General features: G+C 75.0%; 14 protein-coding genes. 1 reads left to right on the forward strand and 13 read right to left on the reverse strand.

The window, feature by feature from the left end:
* Positions 1 to 164 precede the first annotated feature (164 nt).
* From cobC to cobM, 6 genes are read right to left on the reverse strand one after another with little or no spacing between them, the layout of a single operon-like run.
* A complete protein-coding gene (cobC, locus tag ACFIF2_RS12590; RefSeq protein WP_395572675.1) occupies positions 165 to 1247 on the reverse strand; it encodes an Rv2231c family pyridoxal phosphate-dependent protein CobC in 1083 nt (360 codons plus the stop codon).
* Positions 1219 to 2139 (reverse strand): sirohydrochlorin chelatase, encoded by a 921-nt coding sequence (locus tag ACFIF2_RS12595; protein WP_395572676.1) that lies wholly within the window; start codon positions 2137 to 2139, stop codon positions 1219 to 1221. The genes cobC and ACFIF2_RS12595 overlap by 29 nt, the downstream gene beginning before the upstream one ends.
* Entirely contained in the window at positions 2136 to 2726 is a 591-nt protein-coding gene (locus tag ACFIF2_RS12600; protein ID WP_395572677.1) for a precorrin-8X methylmutase, read from the reverse strand. The genes ACFIF2_RS12595 and ACFIF2_RS12600 overlap by 4 nt, the downstream gene beginning before the upstream one ends.
* Complete coding sequence (cobJ, locus tag ACFIF2_RS12605; protein WP_395572678.1) at positions 2723 to 4405, reverse strand: precorrin-3B C(17)-methyltransferase; 1683 nt, start codon at positions 4403 to 4405, stop codon at positions 2723 to 2725. The genes ACFIF2_RS12600 and cobJ overlap by 4 nt, the downstream gene beginning before the upstream one ends.
* Positions 4402 to 5637, reverse strand: coding sequence for a precorrin-6y C5,15-methyltransferase (decarboxylating) subunit CbiE (cbiE, locus tag ACFIF2_RS12610; protein WP_395572679.1), 1236 nt, complete (start codon positions 5635 to 5637; stop codon positions 4402 to 4404). The genes cobJ and cbiE overlap by 4 nt, the downstream gene beginning before the upstream one ends.
* A complete protein-coding gene (gene cobM / locus ACFIF2_RS12615; RefSeq protein WP_395572680.1) occupies positions 5634 to 6491 on the reverse strand; it encodes a precorrin-4 C(11)-methyltransferase in 858 nt (285 codons plus the stop codon). Before cobM ends, cbiE begins: the two co-directional genes overlap by 4 nt.
* A gap of 86 nt (positions 6492 to 6577) precedes the next feature.
* On the opposite strand from cobM, the gene ACFIF2_RS12620 reads away from it, so the two are divergent.
* The gene (locus ACFIF2_RS12620; protein ID WP_395572681.1) at positions 6578 to 7306 is read left to right on the forward strand and encodes a ZIP family metal transporter; all 729 of its coding nucleotides are present in this window, start codon (positions 6578 to 6580) and stop codon (positions 7304 to 7306) included.
* A gap of 11 nt (positions 7307 to 7317) precedes the next feature.
* On the opposite strand, the gene cobI is transcribed toward ACFIF2_RS12620, so the two are convergent.
* The 7 genes from cobI to ACFIF2_RS12655 form a co-directional block, all read right to left on the reverse strand.
* A complete protein-coding gene (gene cobI / locus ACFIF2_RS12625; protein ID WP_395572682.1) occupies positions 7318 to 8049 on the reverse strand; it encodes a precorrin-2 C(20)-methyltransferase in 732 nt (243 codons plus the stop codon).
* A complete protein-coding gene (locus tag ACFIF2_RS12630; protein WP_395572683.1) occupies positions 8046 to 9413 on the reverse strand; it encodes a cobyrinate a,c-diamide synthase in 1368 nt (455 codons plus the stop codon). Before ACFIF2_RS12630 ends, cobI begins: the two co-directional genes overlap by 4 nt.
* Positions 9407 to 10006: a cob(I)yrinic acid a,c-diamide adenosyltransferase gene (gene cobO, locus ACFIF2_RS12635; protein WP_395572684.1), complete on the reverse strand. Its 600-nt coding sequence runs from the start codon at positions 10004 to 10006 to the stop codon at positions 9407 to 9409. The genes ACFIF2_RS12630 and cobO overlap by 7 nt, the downstream gene beginning before the upstream one ends.
* Positions 10006 to 12024 (reverse strand): putative cobaltochelatase, encoded by a 2019-nt coding sequence (locus tag ACFIF2_RS12640; RefSeq protein ID WP_395572685.1) that lies wholly within the window; start codon positions 12022 to 12024, stop codon positions 10006 to 10008. Before ACFIF2_RS12640 ends, cobO begins: the two co-directional genes overlap by 1 nt.
* A gap of 169 nt (positions 12025 to 12193) precedes the next feature.
* Positions 12194 to 15844, reverse strand: coding sequence for a cobaltochelatase subunit CobN (gene cobN, locus ACFIF2_RS12645; RefSeq protein ID WP_395572686.1), 3651 nt, complete (start codon positions 15842 to 15844; stop codon positions 12194 to 12196).
* Positions 15841 to 17349, reverse strand: a complete 1509-nt coding sequence (locus ACFIF2_RS12650) for a cobyric acid synthase (protein ID WP_395572687.1) — start codon at positions 17347 to 17349, stop codon at positions 15841 to 15843. Before ACFIF2_RS12650 ends, cobN begins: the two co-directional genes overlap by 4 nt.
* Positions 17346 to 18311, reverse strand: a complete 966-nt coding sequence (locus ACFIF2_RS12655) for a cobalamin biosynthesis protein (protein ID WP_395572688.1) — start codon at positions 18309 to 18311, stop codon at positions 17346 to 17348. The genes ACFIF2_RS12650 and ACFIF2_RS12655 overlap by 4 nt, the downstream gene beginning before the upstream one ends.
* Between the last annotated feature and the right edge of the window lie 83 nt (positions 18312 to 18394).

Below are 18394 nucleotides of genomic sequence, written 5' to 3' on the forward strand. Positions count from 1 at the left end.
GCCGACGGGGGGGGCCGGGCCACGCGGACGCGCGGGGCGGGGGCAGGGCGGGCAGGGGGCAGGGCGGGACAGGGGGACGCGGGGCGTGCAAGCCCGCGCGGATGCCCGCCGGCGCGCTCCGGCACCGCCCGCCGCGCCCCGCTCGGCCCGGCGGGGCGGACCGCTCAGGTCCGCTTCGGGAGGGCCCGCCGCAGGGCGCGCAGGAAGGCGTCCGACGTGCCCCGGTCCCGTACCGCCAGCCGCAGCCAGTCCGCGCCCAGCCCGGGGAACGTGTCCCCGCGCCGCACCGCGTAACCGAGGTCACGCAGCCGGTGGCGTACGGCGTCGGCGTCCGGGAGGCGGACGAGGACGAAGGGGCCCTCGGCGGGACCGGCGACCCGCAGCCCGGCGTCCGCGAACCCGGCCAGCCCGGCGACGAGGTGGGCCCGGTCCGCGGCGATGCGGTGGGCGGCGTGGGCGGCCTCCGCCAGGGCCCGCGGCGCCACGCACGCCTGGGCCGCCGCAAGCGCGGGCGTGGACACGGGCCACAGGGGCTGCGCGCGCTCCAGCTCGGTGATCGTCTCCGGGGCCGCCAGGACGTACCCGACGCGCAGCCCGGCCAGTCCCCACGTCTTGGTGAGGCTGCGCAGGACGACCAGTCCGGGCACGTCCGAGCGCCCGGCCAGCGCCTCCCGCTCGCCCGGCACCGCGTCCATGAACGCCTCGTCCACGACCAGCGTCCGCCCGGGACGGGCCAGCTCCGTGACCACGTCCGCCGGGTGCAGCACCGACGTCGGGTTCGTCGGGTTGCCGATCACCACCAGGTCGGCCTGTTCCGGTACGGCGGCCGGGTCCAGCCGGAAGCCGTCCGCCTCCCGCAGCAGCACCCGGTCGACCGTGTGCCCCGCGTCGCGCAGCGCCGCCTCCGGCTCGGTGAACTGGGGGTGCACCACGACCGGCCGGCGCACCTTCAGCGCCCGTGCCAGCAGCACGAACGCCTCCGCCGCGCCCGCCGTCAGCAGCACCCGCTCCACCGGCAGCCCGTGCCGCGCCGCCACCGCCGCCCGCGCGGCCCGCCCGTCCGGGTAGGCCGCGAGGGAGCCCAGCGAGGCGGCGACGTGCTCGCGCAGCCAGGCCGGGGGAGTGTGGGCGCGGACGTTCACCGCGAGGTCCACGAGCGCCGAGCCGTCGTCGCGGACCTCCGCGTCCCCGTGGTGCCGCAGATCAGGACCGGCGGCCTCAGTGTGCATGGGAGTGTGCGTGTCCATGCCCGTGATGGTGCCCGTGGTGGTGATGGCCGTCGTCGTCGGGGTGGAAGTGCGGCTGCTGCGGCAGCCCCACCTTGTCCTCGAACCCGGGCAGCGCGATCCGGTACACGCACGAGTCGCAGTTCATCCGCAGGTCGCCCTTCACCGCCTCCTCGTACCGCTCCCACACCAGATCCAGCAGCTCCGGCTCCGGCCCGATGACGTCGGCCGACCGCACCTCGGTCTCCGGGTGCGCGGCGGCCCACTCCTCGGTCTGGTGCCGGACCCGGTCCGGGAGGATGCCGGTGAACAGGAAGTACGGCAGGACCACGACCCGCCGCGCCCCCAGCCGCGCGCACCGGTCCAGGCCGCCCGGCACGTCCGGCTCCGCCAGCGACACGAACGCCGTCTCCACGGCCGCGTACCCGCGCCCCTCCCACAGCAGCCGCGCCGCCTTGAACACCTCGGCGTTGGCGTCCGGGTCCGTCGACCCGCGCCCCACCAGGAGCACCGTCACCTCGGCCGGGTCCCAGGACGGGTCGACCGCCTCCGCGAGCCGCCGCTCCAGCACCCGCAGCAGCGAGGGGTGCGGGCCCAGCGGACGCCCGTACGTGTACGAGATCCCGGGGTGGCGCTCCTTCTCCCGGGACAGTGCCGCCGGGATGTCGCCCTTGGCGTGCCCGGCGGACACCAGCATCAGCGGCACGGCGGCGAACCGGCGCACCCCGCGCTCGACCAGGTCGGCGACGGCCTCGCCCAGCGGCGGCGGGGACAGCTCGATGAAACCGCCCGCGACGGGCAGTTCGGGGTGGCGGCGGCCCAGCTCGCGCACGAAGTCGCGGAACGCCTCGGCTCCGGCCTCGTCCCGGGTGCCGTGTCCGGCGATGAGCAGGGCGGGCGGGGGGGTGGTCACGATGTCTCCTCGGAGTACGAAGTGGGGTGGTACAGCAGGGCGTTGAGCGCGGCGGAGGCGACCGCCGAACCGCCCTTCTCGGACACGTTGCTCACGGCGGGCAGCCCGCTCTCGCGCAACGCGGCCTTGGACTCGGCCGCGCCGACGAAGCCGACGGGCAGACCGATGACGAGCACCGGGTCGGCGTTCAGGGTCAGCAGCTCCTCCAGCGCGGTCGGCGCGTTGCCGATCACCCACAGGGCGCCGGGACCGACCTGCTCGTACGCGAGCCGGATCGCGTGCGCCGAACGGGTCAGCCCCGGCCCGGCCACGGCGTCCCTCAGCCGGCACACGGTCTCCCGCCGGGTGATCCCGGCCGCGACCATCTCCACGTCCACCACGACCGGCGCCCCGGCGTGCAGCGCGGCGTACGCCCGCTCCAGCACGGCCTCGTCCATGACCAGGTCGGACGCGTACTCCAGGTCGGCGGCGGAGTGGACGACCCGCTCCACCACCGCCCGGGTCAGCGGCGGGAAGTGCGAGGTGTCCAGGCGGGCGCGCAGCCGCCGGTAGGACTCCTCCTCGATGGGATGGACCACGCGGTTCACTTCGGCTCCTCCTGCCAGCGGTAGCCGCGCGGTGTCACCATGCGCCCGGCGATCTCGCGGGTCGCGGTGTTGCCCACCGTCACGACCGTCATCATGTCGACCGTCGCCGGGTCGAGGGCGGCGAGCGTGGTCAGGCGGCTGGACTCGTCGGCCCGCGACGCGTTGCGCACGACGCCCACCGGGGTCGCCGGCGCCCGGTGCTCCGCGAGGATCGCCAGCGCCTTGGGCAGCTGCCAGTCGCGGCCCCGGCTGCGCGGGTTGTAGAACGTCACGACGATGTCCGCCTCGGCCGCCGCCCGCACCCGCCGCTCGATGACCTCCCACGGCGTGTGCAGGTCGGACAGGCTGATCGACACGTGGTCGTGGCCGAGCGGCGCGCCCAGGATCGCCCCGGCCGCCAGCGCCGCCGTCACCCCCGGCACCCCGACCACGTCGATGTCGTCGGACGCCTCCGCCAGCGCGGGCGACGCCATCGCGTACACACCCGCGTCCCCGCTGCCGATCAGCGCCACCGCCTGCCCGCGCCGGGCCTCGGCCACGGCCGTCCGCGCCCGCTCCTCCTCGGCGCCGAGCCCCGACTCCAGGATCCGGGTGCCGGGCCGCAGCAGGTCGCGGATCTGGTCGACGTACTGGTCGAGGCCGACCAGCACCGACGCCCGCCGCAGTTCGGCCCGCGCGCGCGGCGTCACCAGGTCCCGGGCGCCCGGCCCGAGCCCGACCACCGCGAGCCGCCCGCGCCCCGGCCGCCGTACGACGGCACAGGTCGCCATCGCGGGCCGCGCCGCCGTCTTCCGCTTGGGCACGAGGAGTTCCCCGCCGCGCACCAGCGCCGCCGCCTCCGCGACCGACGGGGTGCCGACGGCAGCGAGCGGGGCGTCGGAGGGGTTGGGCACCTCGACGCCCGCCAGCTCCCCGGCCGAGTACGTCACCAGGGGCACGCCCAGCCGCTCGGCCGCCCCGACGATGCCGGGCTCCTGAGCCTTGGCGTCCACGGTGGCCAGCTCGGCGACCGACGCGGCGGACAGCCCGGCGTCCCGCAGGGCCTCCTCGACCAGCCCCAGCACCTCGTCCACCGGCGCCCCCCTGGAGGCGCCGACGCCGACGACCAGGGACGGCGGACGCAGCACGGCCTCCCCCTCGGCCGGCTCCACCAGACGGTCCGTCAGCCGGACCGTGTACGCCCCCTCCCCGGCGACCGGCAGCGGCGGCAGCGGCCACCGCACCTCCGCCCGCAGCGCCACCGGTTCCCCGTCCAGCAGGGCCCGCGAGACACCGGCGACATCGCCCTCCACGGGCAGCCCGAGCGTGTCCAGCCCGGCCAGCCCCACCGCGTCCGTCGCCGTCGTCACCACCGGCTCGGCACCCAGCACCCCGCCGACCGCGGCGGCGAGTTCGTTGGCGCCGCCCCCGTGGCCGCCGACCAGCGACACGGCGAACCGCCCGCCTTCGTCGACGCACACCACACCGGGGTCGGTCCGCTTGTTGTCCAGCAGCGGCGCCACGAGCCGGACCACGGCCCCCGTGGCGAGGAAGCACACGAGCTGCTCGCACTCGGCGAACGCGGTCCGTACGGCGTCCGCGACGGGACCCTCGTACACGCGCGTGCGGTCCGGCCACGCGGCGGCCAGCCGGTCCCGCGCGGCCGCGCCCGCCGAGGTGGCGGAAATGAGGCCGATCACTGGCCCACTCCTTCGGTACGGGTGCGGGGCCTGGTGCCCCACAACAGGAAAACGGGATTGGTCGCCGCCAGCCGGGTCACGTCCCCCGGCAGCGGCGCGAGGCGCGAGGACTGCAACAGCACCCCGTCGCAGTCCAGTCCGGCGTCGAGCAGCGCCGCACGGGCCGCCGGCACCCGGTCCAGCGCGGCCATGGCGACGACCACGGCCCGCCGGGCGCGCCGCGCGCAGGCGGCGACGATCGCGGGCAGTTCCCGCCCGCCGCCGCCGACGAACACGGCGTCGGGGTCGTCCAGCCCGGACAGCGCCGCGGGCGCCGCCCCGTGCACCACCCGCACGTCAACGCCGTGCGCGGCGGCGTTGGCGCGGACCCGCTCCACCCCGTCCGGCGTCTTCTCGACGGCGGTGACGGCGGCACCGAGCCGCGCGCACTCCACGGCCACGGACCCCGAGCCCGCCCCGACGTCCCAGACCAGGTCGCCGGGCCGGGGACCGAGCCGGGCCAGCGCCAGCGCCCGCACCTCGAACTTGGTGATCATCGAGTCGCGGTGGGCGAACTCGGCCTCGTCCAGCGCCCACCCGGCCGGCCCCGGACGCGGCCCGGCGACGGTCCGCACCGGCCCCAGCGCCCGCGCCTCGTCCAGGCACAGCACCACGCTCACCGCCGCCCCCCAGTCCCGGGCCGCGGCCTCGGCGGGCGTCACCCGCTCCACCCGCTCCTGAGCCGAACCCAGCGCGGAGGCGACGACGAGGACCCGCGGATCGCCCCCGAGCGCCGCGCCCAGCTCCGCCGGACCCGCCCCGGGCCCGGTCAGCACGGCGACCTTCGGGTGGGCCCGGCACAGGTTCACCGCCGTCCGCAGGTCCCGCCCGTGCGCGCTGGCCACCACGGCGTCGTCCCACGGCAGCCCGGCCCGCGCGAACGCGGCGGCGACGGAGGACACCCCGGGCCGCACGTCCAGCCACCGGGCCCCGAACCGCTCGGCCAGCGCCCGCACGATCCCGAAGAACCCGGGGTCACCGGAGGCCAGCACGGTCACCGGCCGCTCCTTCGCGACGTACTCCGCGACCGTGTCCAGGGCCGGCGCCAGCGCCCCGAGGACGACCCGCTCGGCCCCCTCCGGCAGCCGTACGGCGTCCAGGTGCCGCCGCCCGCCGACGACCAGCTCGGCACCGGCGGCGACGCCCTCGGCGGGCGCCGCGCCGGCGGCCCCCATCCCCACGACGGTGATCACGTGCTCGCACCCCGCGTGCGCAGCTCACGCCGGGCCTCGGGGTCGGCCTTCCGGTACCCGTGGAAGTGCCCCGGGTGGTACAGGTGCGAGCGGGTGCCGCGCGCGTCGAGGGCCGGCCCGACCAGGAACAGGGTGTGCTTCCAGAGCTTGTGCTCCTTGACCGTCTCCTCCAGCGTGCCGATCGTGCACTTCACGACCAGCTCCTCGGGCCAGGTGGCCTGGTACGCGACGACCACCGGCGTCTCGGTCGGGTAGCCGCCCTCCAGCAGCTCCCGCACCAGCTGGCCGCTGCGGGCCGCCGACAGGAAGACCGCCATCGTCGTCCCGTGCCTGGCGAACTCGCGGACCTCCTCCCCGGGCGGCATCGGCGTCTTGCCGCCGCCGAGCCGGGTGAGGACCACGGACTGCGCGACCTCCGGGATGGTCAGCTCCCGCCGCGCCAGCGCGGCCACCGCCGAGAACGCGGAGACGCCGGGCACGACCTCGGTCGCGATGCCGATCTCCTCGCACCGGTCGAGCTGCTCCTGCGTGCCGCCCCACAGCGCCGGGTCGCCGGAGTGGATGCGGGCCACCCGCAGCCCCTCCTCGCGCGCCCGCCGGTAGACGGCCACGACGTCCTCCAGCGACATGGTCGCCGAGTCCAGGACCTCCGCGTCCGCACGCGCGTGCTGGAGCACCTCCGCCTGCACCAGGCTCGCCGCCCAGATCACGACGTCGGCCTCGGCGATGGCCCGCGCCGCACGGAACGTCAGCAGGTCGGCGGCGCCGGGACCGGCACCGACGAACGTCACCTTGCCGGGGAAGGCGTCGGCCACGGAGGAGACATCGGAAGCCTCGGGGGCCACGGAAGCCATGGGATGGGGTCCTTTCCTACGCATATTTACTGCGGTTGCCGCTGTCGTGCGCACGGATGAGCGCTCTGATCGGATAGCAAGGGCCCATGGCGGTCTTCGTCGCGCTCGGCGCGTTCCTGATGACGCTGGCCGGCGGCTGGACGGCACAGCGCGTGACCGACCGGCGTCACCTGGTCCTGGGCCTGGCCGGCGGCCTGATGCTGGGCGTCGTCGGCCTCGACCTGCTGCCGGAGGCCCTGGAGGCGGCCGGCGAGGAGGTGTTCGGCGTCCCCGAGGCACTGCTGCTGTTCGTCGCCGGGTTCCTCCTCGCGCACCTGGTGGAACGCCTCCTGGCCGCCCGCCGCGCCGCGCACGGCGCCGACGAGCACGGGCAGCGCTCGCCGCAGGTGGGCCTGACGGCCGCCGCGGCGATGGTCGGACACAGCGCGATGGACGGCGTGGCGATCGGCGCGGCCTTCCAGGTCGGCGGCGGCATGGGCACGGCGGTCGCGATGGCGGTGATCGCCCACGACTTCGCGGACGGCTTCAACACCTACACGCTCACCAGCCTGTACGGGAACGCCCGCCGCCGCGCGATCGCGATGCTGGTCGCCGACGCCGTCGCCCCCGTGGCCGGCGCTGCCTCGACGCTCCTGTTCTCCATCCCGGAGGGCGCGCTCGGCGCCTACCTCGGCCTCTTCGGCGGCGTACTGCTCTACCTCGCCGCCGCCGAGATCCTCCCCGAGGCCCACCACGAACACCCCGCCCGCTCGACCCTGCTGTGCACGGTCGCGGGCGTGGCGTTCATCTGGCTGGTGGTGGGGGTGGCGGAGTGACGAGCGCCGGTTCACAGCTTGCCGCCCCGCCCGCCCTCGCGCCGGGCGGGCGCGATGAGCGTCGACAGATACGGCAGCGGCGCCCCGTCCAGCTCGGCGGCTGCCCGTACGGACTCCTCCGGCAGCCCCAGCGCCGACCCCCACACGGCGTCGTCCAGCCGCCCGGTCTCCCGCAGCGCCTCGGCGACCTCGGCCGCCTGCCGCCCGAACTTGTAGGCGACGACCGTACCGGGCCCGTTCAACGCGTCCTTGAGCACGGCGGCCCCGGCGGTCACCGGCACCAGCGTCAACGGCTCGGTGCCCTCCGTCAGCACCGCCCCCGACCGCGCCGCGAGATCCTGCATGGCGGTGATCCCCGGCACGGTCTCCACGACGGTGCCCGGCACCAGCTCGCCGACGGTCTGCGCGAGGTACGTGAACGTCGAGTACACGTTGGGATCGCCGATGGTGGCGAACGCGACCCGGCCGTGCTCCCGCAGCAACCCGGCCACCCGCTCCCCGGCCGCGTCCCAGGCCGCCTCGCGCCGCGCCCGGTCGGTGCGCTCGTTCAGCGCGAACACCACCCGGACGACCTTCTCGGCGCCCACGTAGTGCAGCACGGTCGCTTCCGCCCGCCCCCGCTCCCCGGTGTCCATCACGGGCACGACGACGACCTCGGCGGCCCGCAGCGCGTTGACCCCCTTGACGGTCACCAGCTCCGGGTCACCGGGACCCACCCCGACCCCGACCAGATGGCTGCTCATGACGTCCGGCACCTCTCCACGAACCGACGGGCGACACCGGGCTCGGACGCCCAGTGCGTGTGCAGATAGCTCGCGTGCACACCGCGCTCCACAAATCCCTCGACGCGCCGCTCCGGCGCCCGCATCCCCCACGCCGGCGCCGCCCCGGCCCCCGGCTCCACGACCGTCCGGTGGAACTCGTGCCCCCGCATCCGCGTCCCCGCCACGGCCAGCGCGCTGTCGGCCACGGCCACGGCGTCCCGGTAGCCCAGGGTGAGCCGCTCCGACATCCGCGCACAGGCGTCCAGCACCCCGCACATCGGCAGCCCGTCCAGCTCCCGGCACAGGTACAGCAGCCCGGCACACTCCGCGGCGACGGGCGCCCCACCGAGGGCCAGCTCCGCGACCGCCTCGCGCAGCGGCTCGTTGGCGGACAGCTCGGCGGCGTACACCTCGGGAAACCCACCCCCGATCACCAGCCCGGCGGTCCCCTCGGGCAACCCCTCGTCCCGCAACGGATCGAAGACCACGACCTCCGCCCCGGCGGCGGCGAGCAACTCCGTGTGCTCGGCGTAGGAGAACGTGAAGGCGGCACCACCGGCGACGGCGACCCGCTTCGGGCCGGGAAGGGGCGCCGGGGGCGGGGAAACGGCCACACCCGCGTCCCAGGCCGCACAGTCCAACGCTCCCGCACTCCGCGCCAACCCGGCCAACGCCTCCAGATCACACCCGTCGGAGACCAGCGCGGCCATCGCCGCGACCGCCTCCACCGCCTCCGCCCCCCGCTCCGCGACCGGCACCAGCCCCAGATGCCGCGACGGCGTGGAGACCTGCCGCGCCCGCCGCAACACCCCCAGCACCGGCACCCCGACGCAGTCCAGCGCCTCCCGCAGCAACGCCTCGTGCCGGTCCGACCCGACCTTGTTGAGGATCACGCCCCCGACCCGCACCTCCGGATCCCAGGACACGAACCCGTGCACCAGCGCCGCCACCGACCGCGACTGCGACGACGCGTCCACGACCAGCACCACCGGCGCCCGCAGCAGCTTGGCGACGTGCGCGGTGGACGCCAGCTCACCCTCCCCGGCGGCACCGTCGTACAGCCCCATCACCCCCTCGACCACGGCGACGTCGCACCCGCGCGCCCCGTGCAGGAACAACGGCCCGACCAGCTCGGGCCCGCACAGGTAGGCGTCGAGGTTGCGCCCCACCCTCCCCGTGGCGAGCGCGTGGTACCCGGGGTCGATGTAGTCCGGCCCGACCTTGTGCGGCGACACGGCGAGCCCGCGCGCGGCGAACGCGGCCATCAGCCCTGTGGCGACGGTGGTCTTGCCGCTGCCGGAGGCCGGAGCGGCGATCACCAGCCGGGGCACGGACGTCACCACTCGATGCCTCTCTGGCCCTTCTGGCCGGTGTCCATCGGATGCTTGACCTTGGACATGTCGGTCACCAGGTCGGCGAAGTCCACCAGCTTCCCGGGCGCGTTACGACCCGTGATCACCACGTGCTGGGTGCCGGGACGGTCGCGCAGCACGTCGACGACCTCGTCCGTGTCCACCCAGCCCCAGTGCATCGGGTACGCGAACTCGTCCAGCACGTACAGCTTGTACGTCTCGGCGGCCAGGTCCCGCTTGACCTGCTCCCAGCCCTCCCGGGCCTTCTCCTCGTTGTCCGTCTGGGCGTCGCGCTGGACCCAGGACCAGCCCTCGCCCATCTTGTGCCAGTCGACGGACCCGCCCTCACCGCTGGCGCCCAGCACCCGCAGCGCGTTCTCCTCGCCGACCTTCCACTTGGCCGACTTGACGAACTGGAACACCCCGATCGGCCACCCCTGGTTCCAGGCGCGCAGCGCCAGTCCGAACGCGGCGGTGGACTTGCCCTTGCCGATGCCCGTGTGCACCACGACCAGCGGACGATTACGCCGCTGACGGGTCGTCAGCCCGTCGTCCGGCACGACACTCGGCTGTCCCTGCGGCATTACGCGGCCCTCCTGTTCCCCTGCACGTCCTTCACCAGCCCGGCGATGGAGTCCGCCCGCAGCTCGTCCAGCGTCACCGCCGTACCGCCCAGCTCACCCGCGAGCCGCCCGGCCAGCCCCAGCCGCACCGGTCCCGACTCGCAGTCGACGACCACCGAGGCGGTGCCCTCGGCCGCGAACAGCCGCGCCGCACGCCCCGCCAGCGCCACCGGCTCCGAACCCCCGGTCGCCCGCCCGTCCGTCACCACCACGACCAGCGCCCGCCGCGCCGGGTCCCGCAGCCGCTCCACCCGCAGCACCTCGTGCGCCCGCAGCAGCCCGGCCGCCAGCGGCGTCCGCCCGCCCGTCGGCAGCGACTCCAGCCGTACGGCCGCCGCGTCCACCGACGAGGTCGGCGGCAGCGCGACGTCGGCCGCCGCACCCCGGAAGGTCACCAGCCCCACCTTGTCCCGACGCTGATAGGCGTCCAGCAGCAGCGACAGCACGGCACCCTTCACGGCGCTCATCCGCTGCCGCGCGGCCATCGACCCGGAGGCGTCCACGACGAACAGCACGAGGTTGCCCTCACGCCCCTCCCTGCTCGCCTGCCGCAGATCGTCCCGCCGGACCACCAGACCGGGCCCCGACCGGCCCCGCGCCCGCTGGTGCGGCGCCGCCGCCTGCACGGTCGCGGCCAGGTGCAGCTTGGTCAGCGCACCCTCGGGACGCCGGGCCCCGATGGTCCGCCCGTGCTCGGTCCGCGCCCGGGAACGCCGCCCGGCGGCACCCTCGCCGAGTCCCGGCACGCTCAGCACCTTCGTGCGGAACGGCTCGGCGGCCCGTACGGGGGACTGCTCACCGGAGCCGCCGGAGGGCTGCGGCTCCCCGCCCTCCCCGGCCTCGGGACGCGCGGCGGCGTCACCGTCGCCCTGCGGGGTGTCGTCATCGGGCTCCGGCTGCCCGCCGGGGCCACCGGGACCGTCGGGACCCGGGTCGGGATCGTCGTCCCCGCCGCCGTCCCCGTCCTGCCCGCCGAACTCCTCCAGCGTCTCGTCCAGCTTGTCCTCGTCCAGACCGGGGGCGTCGAACGGCGCTCGACGACGGCGATGCGGCAGGGCAAGCAACGCAGCCTGCCGTACGTCCTCCGCGAGCACCTCGGTCCGCCCGTCCCACGCCGCCAGCGCGGTCGCGGTCCGAGCCATCACGATGTCGGCCCGCATGCCGTCCACCTCGAAGGCGGCACAGGTCGCCGCGATCTGCCTGAGCGCCCCGTCGCCGAGCCGCACCGACCGCAGCAGCTCCCGCGCCGCCACGATCCGCGCCCGTACGGCGGCCTCCTCGTCGGCCCAGCGGGCGGCGAAACCGGCCGGATCGTCGTCGTACGCCAGCCGGCGCCGCACGACCTCCACCCGCTGATCGGGCTCACGCGAGGCGGCGACTTCCACGGTCAGCCCGAACCGGTCCAGCAGTTGGGGCCTCAGCTCCCCTTCTTCCGGATTCATGGTCCCGACGAGCAGGAACCGCGCGGCATGTCGCACCGACACGCCCTCGCGCTCGACGTAGGAGGCACCCATGGCGGCGGCGTCGAGCAGGAGGTCGACCAAGTGGTCGTGCAAGAGATTGACCTCGTCGACGTACAGGATCCCGCGGTGTGCTTGAGCCAAAAGACCCGGCTCGAAGCTCTTCACGCCCTCCGCCAGCGCCCGTTCGATGTCGAGGGCGCCCGCCAACCGGTCTTCGGAGGCACCGACGGGCAGCTCGACCATCCGTGCGGGGCGCGATGCGAAGGCACCCGGCTCGTGCGGGCCGTCCGGGCAGCCCGGGTCGGGGGAGTCGGGGTCACAGGAGAAGCGGCACCCGGAGACGACGTCCACCTCCGGCACCAGCGCCGACAGCGCCCGCACGGCCGTGCTTTTTGCGGTCCCTTTCTCTCCCCGTACCAGGACTCCACCGATTGCGGGACTTACGGCGTTGAGAAGCAAAGCCAGGCGAAGATCTTCCTGACCCACTACAGCGGTGAAGGGGTAGGGCGTGCTCACGCGGTGATCACTCCTTCGGGTGACTCAAGGCAGAGCGGCCCGAGATGAGGCCGATCGCCGGTCAAAGTGGTGGCGTGCTCCCCGCCTGCTCGGGGATGGTCCGAACGTCGACACTCGGGAACACGACCTTGTCGACTGCTCCCCGCAAAAGCGGGGATATCGGGGGGAGTCACTCCTCTCCCTCCAGATCTCCCTCAAGTTCGAGGTAGGTCGCCCGGAGCCGGTCCAGGGTTTCCTGGTCCGGCTCCGCCCACAGCCCGCGGTCGGCCGCCTCCAGCAGCCTTTCCGTGATGCCGCGCAAGGCCCAGGGGTTGGACTTCCGCATGAACTCCTCGTTCTCGGGAGAGAACACGTACTCGGCCGACAACTTCTCGTACATCCAGTCGTCCACGACCCCGGCCGTGGCGTCGTAGCCGAAGAGGTAGTCGACGGTCGCCGCCATCTCGAAGGCGCCCTTGTAGCCATGCCTGCGCATCGCTGACATCCACCTGGGATTGACCACCCGCGCCCGGAAAACCCTGTGCGTCTCCTCGCCCAACGTCCGCGTCTTCACCTGGTCCGGAGTCGCGGAATCCCCGACGTACGCCTCCGGGCTCTCGCCCGTCAGATGCCGCACCATCGCCACCATGCCGCCGTGGTACTGGAAGTAGTCGTCCGCATCGGCGATGTCATGTTCACGTGTATCGACATTCTTCGCCGCCACCGCGATCCGCCGGAACGCCGTCTCCATGTCCCCGCGCGCCGCCCGCCCGTCGAGCCCGCGACCGTAGGCGTAGCCACCCCACACCGCGTACACCTCGGCCAGGTCCGCGTCGGAGCGCCAGTTGCGGGCGTCGATCAGCGGCAGCAGACCGGCACCGTAAGCGCCCGGCTTGGAGCCGAAGACGCGGGCCGTGGCCCGGCGCCGGTCGCCGTGCTCGGCGGTGTCCTCGTCGGCGTGGGCCTTCACGAAGTTGGACTCGGCGGGCTCGTCCAGCTCCGCCACCGCCCGCACCGCGTCGTCGATCAGCCCCACGACGTGCGGGAACGCGTCCCGGAAGAAGCCCGAGATGCGCACCGTGACGTCCACGCGCGGCCGGCCCAGCTCCTCCAGCGGCACCACCTCGAAGCCGGTCACCCGGCGCGAGGCGTCGTCCCACACCGGACGGCAGCCCAGCAGCGCCAGGATCTCGGCGATGTCGTCGCCCTGGGTGCGCATCGCGGACGTGCCCCACACCGTCAGCCCGACGGACCTCGGATACTCGCCGGTGTCGGTCAGATAGCGCTGGATCAGCGAGTCCGCCAGCGACTGGCCGACCTCCCAGCTCAGCCGGGACGGGATCGCCTTCGGGTCGACGGAGTAGAAGTTCCGGCCGGTCGGCAGCACGTTGACCAGCCCGCGCGTCGGCGAACCGGACGGCCCGGCCGGGACGTAACCGCCGTCCAGGGCCCGCAGGATGTGCCCGATCTCGTCGGTGGTCCGGGCGAGCCGCGGCACGACCTCCGTGCAGGCGAACTCCAGCACGGCCACCGCGTCGGGCAGTTCGGTGCCCAGCACCTCCCGCACCAGCCCCGGTACGGCCGCCGCGTCCCAGTCCCGGGCCTCCATGCCCTCCGCGGCCCGCCGGCACAGCTGCTCCAGCAGGTCGATCGCGTCGGCGGCCGACCGCGCCGGACCCTCCACCAGGTCCGTCAGCTCCACCGGCGCCTTCACCGGCGCGCCCGGTTCGGCGAGCAGCTCCTTCTCCACCAGCCCGAAGTGCGCGGCCAGCGCCGCCCGCAGTCCCGGCAGGGCGTTGGCCTGGCCGCCCCACACCTGCGAGGCGCGCAGCACCGCGAGGACCAGGTTCACGCGCGGCTCGCCGACCGGGCCGCCGCCCAGGATGTGCAGGCCGTCGCGGATCTGCACGTCCTTGATCTCGCACAGGTAGCCGTCGATGTGCATGACGAACTCGTCGAACGCGTCGTCGTCCGGCTGGTCGTCCACGTGCAGGTCGTGGTGCAGCTCGGCCGCCTTGACCAGCGTCCAGATCTGCGCGCGGACGGCCGGCGCCTTCGTCGGGTCCAGGTCGGAGACGAGCGCGTACTCGTCGAGGAGCTGCTCCAGCTTGGCCAGGTCGCCGTAGGTGTCCGCGCGGGCCATCGGCGGCACCAGGTGGTCCACGACGGTGGCGTGTCCGCGCCGCTTGGCCTGGGTACCCTCGCCGGGGTCGTTGACGATGAACGGGTAGATCAGCGGCAGGTCGCCCAGCACCGCGTCCGGCGCGCAGCCGCCGCTCAGCCCGAGGCCCTTGCCCGGCAGCCACTCCATCGTGCCGTGCTTGCCCATGTGGACGATCGCGTCGGCGCCGAAACTATTCTCCAGCCACCGGTAGGCGGCCATGTAGTGGTGCGACGGCGGCATGTCGGGGTCGTGGTAGATCGCGATCGGGTTCTCCCCGAAGCCGCGCGGCGGCTGGATCATCACGACGACGTTCCCGAACCGGAGCGAGGCGAGCACGATGTCGTCCCCGTCGACGTACAGCGACCCCGGCGGCTCGCCCCACGCCTCCCGCATCCCGTCCCGCAGCCGAGGGTCCAGCTTCTCGAACCAGGCCCGGTAGTCGGCCAGCGGCACCCGCGCGGGCGCGGCGGCCAGCTGGTCCTCCGTCAGCCACTCCACGTCGTGCCCGCCGGCCTCGATCAGCCGGTGGATCAGCTCGTCCCCGCCGGCCGGGTACCCGTCGACGGCGTACCCCGCCTCCCGCAGCGCGTCCAGCACCCGCACCGCCGAGGCCGGGGTGTCCAGCCCCACCGCGTTGCCGACGCGGGAGTGCTTGGTCGGGTACGCGGTGAAGACCAGCGCGAGCTTCTTGTCGGCGTTCGCCTTGTGCCGCAGGGCCGCGTGCCGTACGGCGATCCCGGCGACGCGCCCGGCCCGGCCGGGGTCGGCGACGTACACCGGCACCTCGTCCGGCCCCTGCTCCTTGAACGAGAACGGCACCGTGATCAGACGCCCGTCGAACTCCGGGATGGCGACCTGCATCGCCGCGTCCATGGGGGAGAGCGCGGCGTCGGAGGCCTCCCAGGCGGCCCGGGAAGAGGTGAGGCAGAGCCCTTGCAGCACCGGCACGTTCAGGTCGGCCAGCGCGCCGATGTCCCACGCCTCCTCGTCGCCGCCCGCCGACGCCTGCGAGGCGTGCGTGCCGCCGGCCGCGAGGACGGTGGCGACCAGGGCGTCGGCCCGGCCCAGCAGCTCGTACAGCCCGGCGTCCGCGCCGCGCAGCGAACCGCAGTACACGGGGAGCGCGTTGGCGCCGCGCGCCTCGATCGCGTCGCACAGGGTGTCAACGAAGGCGGTGTTGCCGCTCAGGTGGTGGGCGCGGTAGAAGAGCACGCCGACCGTGGGCCGGCCCTCGGTGAACGGCCGGTCGCCGTGGACGCCGTACTCCGGCATCTCGCGCGGCTCGTCGAAGCCCTCGCCGGTCAGCAGCACGGTGTCCGACAGGAACCGCGCGAGCTGGGTCAGGTTCTCCGGCCCGCCCTCGACGAGGTAGCGCAGCGCCTCCGCCACCACCCCGGCCGGCACCGAGGACTCCGCCATCAGCTCCGCGTCCGGCACGGACTCGCCGCCGAGCAGGACGGTCGGGACGCCGGACGCCTTCAGCGCGGCGAGCCCGTCCTCCCAGGCGCGCTTGCCGCCCAGCAGGCGTACGACGGCGATGTCCGCGCCTTCGACCAGGCCCGGCAGCTCCTCTTGGACGTCGACGCGGGTCGGGTTGCCGATCCGGTAGGCGGCGCCCGACGCGCGGGCCGCCAGGAGGTCCGTGTCGGCGGTCGACAACAACAACACTGTGCTCATGCGGGCGCTCCCGGTGGAATGAAGGGCAGTCCTTGCGGCGCGCCGGACTCGATGAGCCGCCACAGCGCGTCCGTGTCCGCGTGCTGTTCGATCAGGTCGCCGAGCCGGTCGAGCTGCTCCTCGCGCAGCGCGGCGAACGAGGTGTCGGGGGCCGGCACGAAGCGGCGGCCCGCGGCGGCGGCCACCTCGCGCAGGAACGCCCGCCGGAAGCCGTCCGACTCCAGCGAGCCGTGCCAGTGCGTGCCCCAGGTCTGGCCGACCCGGCAGCCGTCCAGGAAGGGTTCGCCGCCCACGACTTCGGCGATCCCGTGGTGGATCTCGTACCCCTCGACGTGCTCGCCGAGGGCCTCGCCCTGCGGCCGGGTGAGGGTCTTCTCGCGGGCGAACCGCACCCGCACGGGCAGCAGTCCGAGCCCGTCCACGTGCCCGGCGCGGGACTCCACGTCGTCCTCGATGTGCTCGCCGAGCAGCTGGAAACCGCCGCAGATGCCGAGCACGGGCCGCCGCTCGGCCGCCCGGCGCGCGAGGGCGTCGGCGAGCCCCCGCTCCCGCAGCCACCGGAGCGCCCGGACCGTGCCCCGCGTCCCCGGCACGATCACGAGATCGGCGTCGGACAGCTCCTCCGGCCGGTCCACGAACCGCACCACGACACCGGGTTCGGCGGCGAGCGCGTCCACGTCGGTGAAGTTCGACATCAGCGGGACGGCGCACACGGCGACCCGCAGCACGTCCTCGCCGACCGGCGGCGCGACGACCGACTCGCGCACGGTCCCGCGCAGGGAGACCCGCAGTCCGTCCTCCTCGTCGATGCCGAGCCCGTGGCGGAACGGCAGCACGCCGTACGACGGCCGCCCGGTGAGGTCCCGGAGCATGTCGAGGCCCGGCTCCAGCAGCGACACGTCGCCGCGGAACTTGTTGACGAGGAACCCGGCGACCAGCGCCTGGTCCTCGGGCGCCAGCAGCGCCACCGTGCCGAAGAACGACGCGAAGACGCCCCCGCGGTCGATGTCGCCGACGACGAGGACGGGGAGCCCGGCACCCCGGGCGATCCCCATGTTCACGATGTCGGTCCGGCGCAGGTTGATCTCGGCCGGACTGCCCGCCCCCTCGCAGATCACCGCGTCATACGTGCCCCGCAGCGCGGCCAGGCAGTCGAGCACCGTGCCGAGCAACTGCCGCTGGCGTCCGCCGTGGTAGCCGCGGGCGCTCATCTCGCCGACCGGCTTGCCCAGCAGCACCACCTGGCTGCTCTGCTCGCCGCCCGGCTTCAGCAGCACCGGGTTCATCTGTGCGGTCGGCTCCACGCGGCACGCCTGCGCCTGCATGGCCTGCGCCCGGCCGATCTCCGCGCCCTCCCGGGTCACGAACGAGTTGAGCGACATGTTCTGCGCCTTGAACGGCGCGACCCTCACGCCCTGCCGCACCAGCCAGCGGCAGATCCCGGCGGTGACGACGCTCTTGCCGGCGTCGGAGGTGGTGCCGGCGACGAGGAGGCCACCGCTCATGACGTACGTCCCTTCGTGAGTGACCGGCGGGCCAGCAGCCGCGCGCCCGCGCACACGCCGAGCGCCAGCCAGCCCACGCGCCGGGAGAGCCGCACGGCCCGGTCGATGTCGCCGGAACCGGCCCGGACGGCGCGTCCCGCCGCCCCGTTGAGGACGGGCCGGTGCTCGACCCGCCCGCCGTAGGAGAGCGTCCCGCCGAGCCGCACGCCCAGGGCGCCCGCGAAGGACGCCTCCACGGGACCGGCGTTGGGGCTCGGATGCCGTCCGGCGTCGGCGCGCCAGGCCCGTACGGCACCCCGCGGATCCCCGCCCGCCACGGTGGCCAGTACGGCGGTCAGGCGGGCGCCCGGCCAGCCCGCGACGTCGTCGAGCCGGGCCGAGGCCCAGCCGTAGCGGCGATACCTGGGGGACCTGTGGCCGACCATCGCGTCCAGCGTGTTCACGGCCCGGAAGCCGGCCAGCCCGGGGACCCCGGCCACCGCGCCCCACACCAGGGCGCCCACGACCGCGTCCGAGGTGTTCTCGGCGACGGACTCCACGACGGCCCGGGCGATCCCGTCCGCGTCCAGCGCCTGCGGGTCGCGTCCGCACAGGTGCGGCAGCCGCGCCCGGGCGGCCTCGACGTCCCCGGCGTCCAGGGCCCGGCCGATGGCGCGCGCCTCGCGGGCCAGCGAGGTCCCGCCGACGACGGCCCAGGTGGCGGCGCCGGTCAGCGCGACGGAGGCGGCGGGGGAGCGGCGTACGGCGCGGGTGGCGGCCAGGCCGAGGGCGGCGGCGCCACCGGCGCACACGGCGGTGTGCAGCGCGCCCCAGCCCCGGTGGTCGTGCCACAGCACCCGTTCCACGGCACCGGCGGCACGGCCGAACGCGGCGACCGGGTGTCCGCGGCGCGGGTCGCCGAGGAGGAGGTCACCGAGGAGGCCGGCGGCGGCGCCGTACGCGAAGACGCGTTCGGCGCGCACGGCTCAACCGGCCGCGGGGCGGGGGAGCGTGTCGCTGGTGGACCGGGGTCCGCTGTACCTGGAACGGCAGCCGCGCATGGCGA

It is taken from the genome of Streptomyces sp. BK79, from assembly GCF_044142145.1.
Lineage (GTDB): Bacteria > Actinomycetota > Actinomycetes > Streptomycetales > Streptomycetaceae > Streptomyces.

Coding starts and splice junctions, on each gene's coding strand:
- cobI (WP_395572682.1), bottom strand. CDS start 8,049: ATGAGCAGCCATCTGGTCGGGGTCGGGGTGGGTCCCGGTGACCCGGAG.
- ACFIF2_RS12650 (WP_395572687.1), bottom strand. CDS start 17,349: ATGAGCGGTGGCCTCCTCGTCGCCGGCACCACCTCCGACGCCGGCAAG.
- cobC (WP_395572675.1), bottom strand. CDS start 1,247: ATGGACACGCACACTCCCATGCACACTGAGGCCGCCGGTCCTGATCTG.
- cobM (WP_395572680.1), bottom strand. CDS start 6,491: ATGGCTTCCGTGGCCCCCGAGGCTTCCGATGTCTCCTCCGTGGCCGAC.
- ACFIF2_RS12620 (WP_395572681.1), top strand. CDS start 6,578: ATGGCGGTCTTCGTCGCGCTCGGCGCGTTCCTGATGACGCTGGCCGGC.
- cobO (WP_395572684.1), bottom strand. CDS start 10,006: ATGCCGCAGGGACAGCCGAGTGTCGTGCCGGACGACGGGCTGACGACC.
- cobN (WP_395572686.1), bottom strand. CDS start 15,844: ATGAGCACAGTGTTGTTGTTGTCGACCGCCGACACGGACCTCCTGGCG.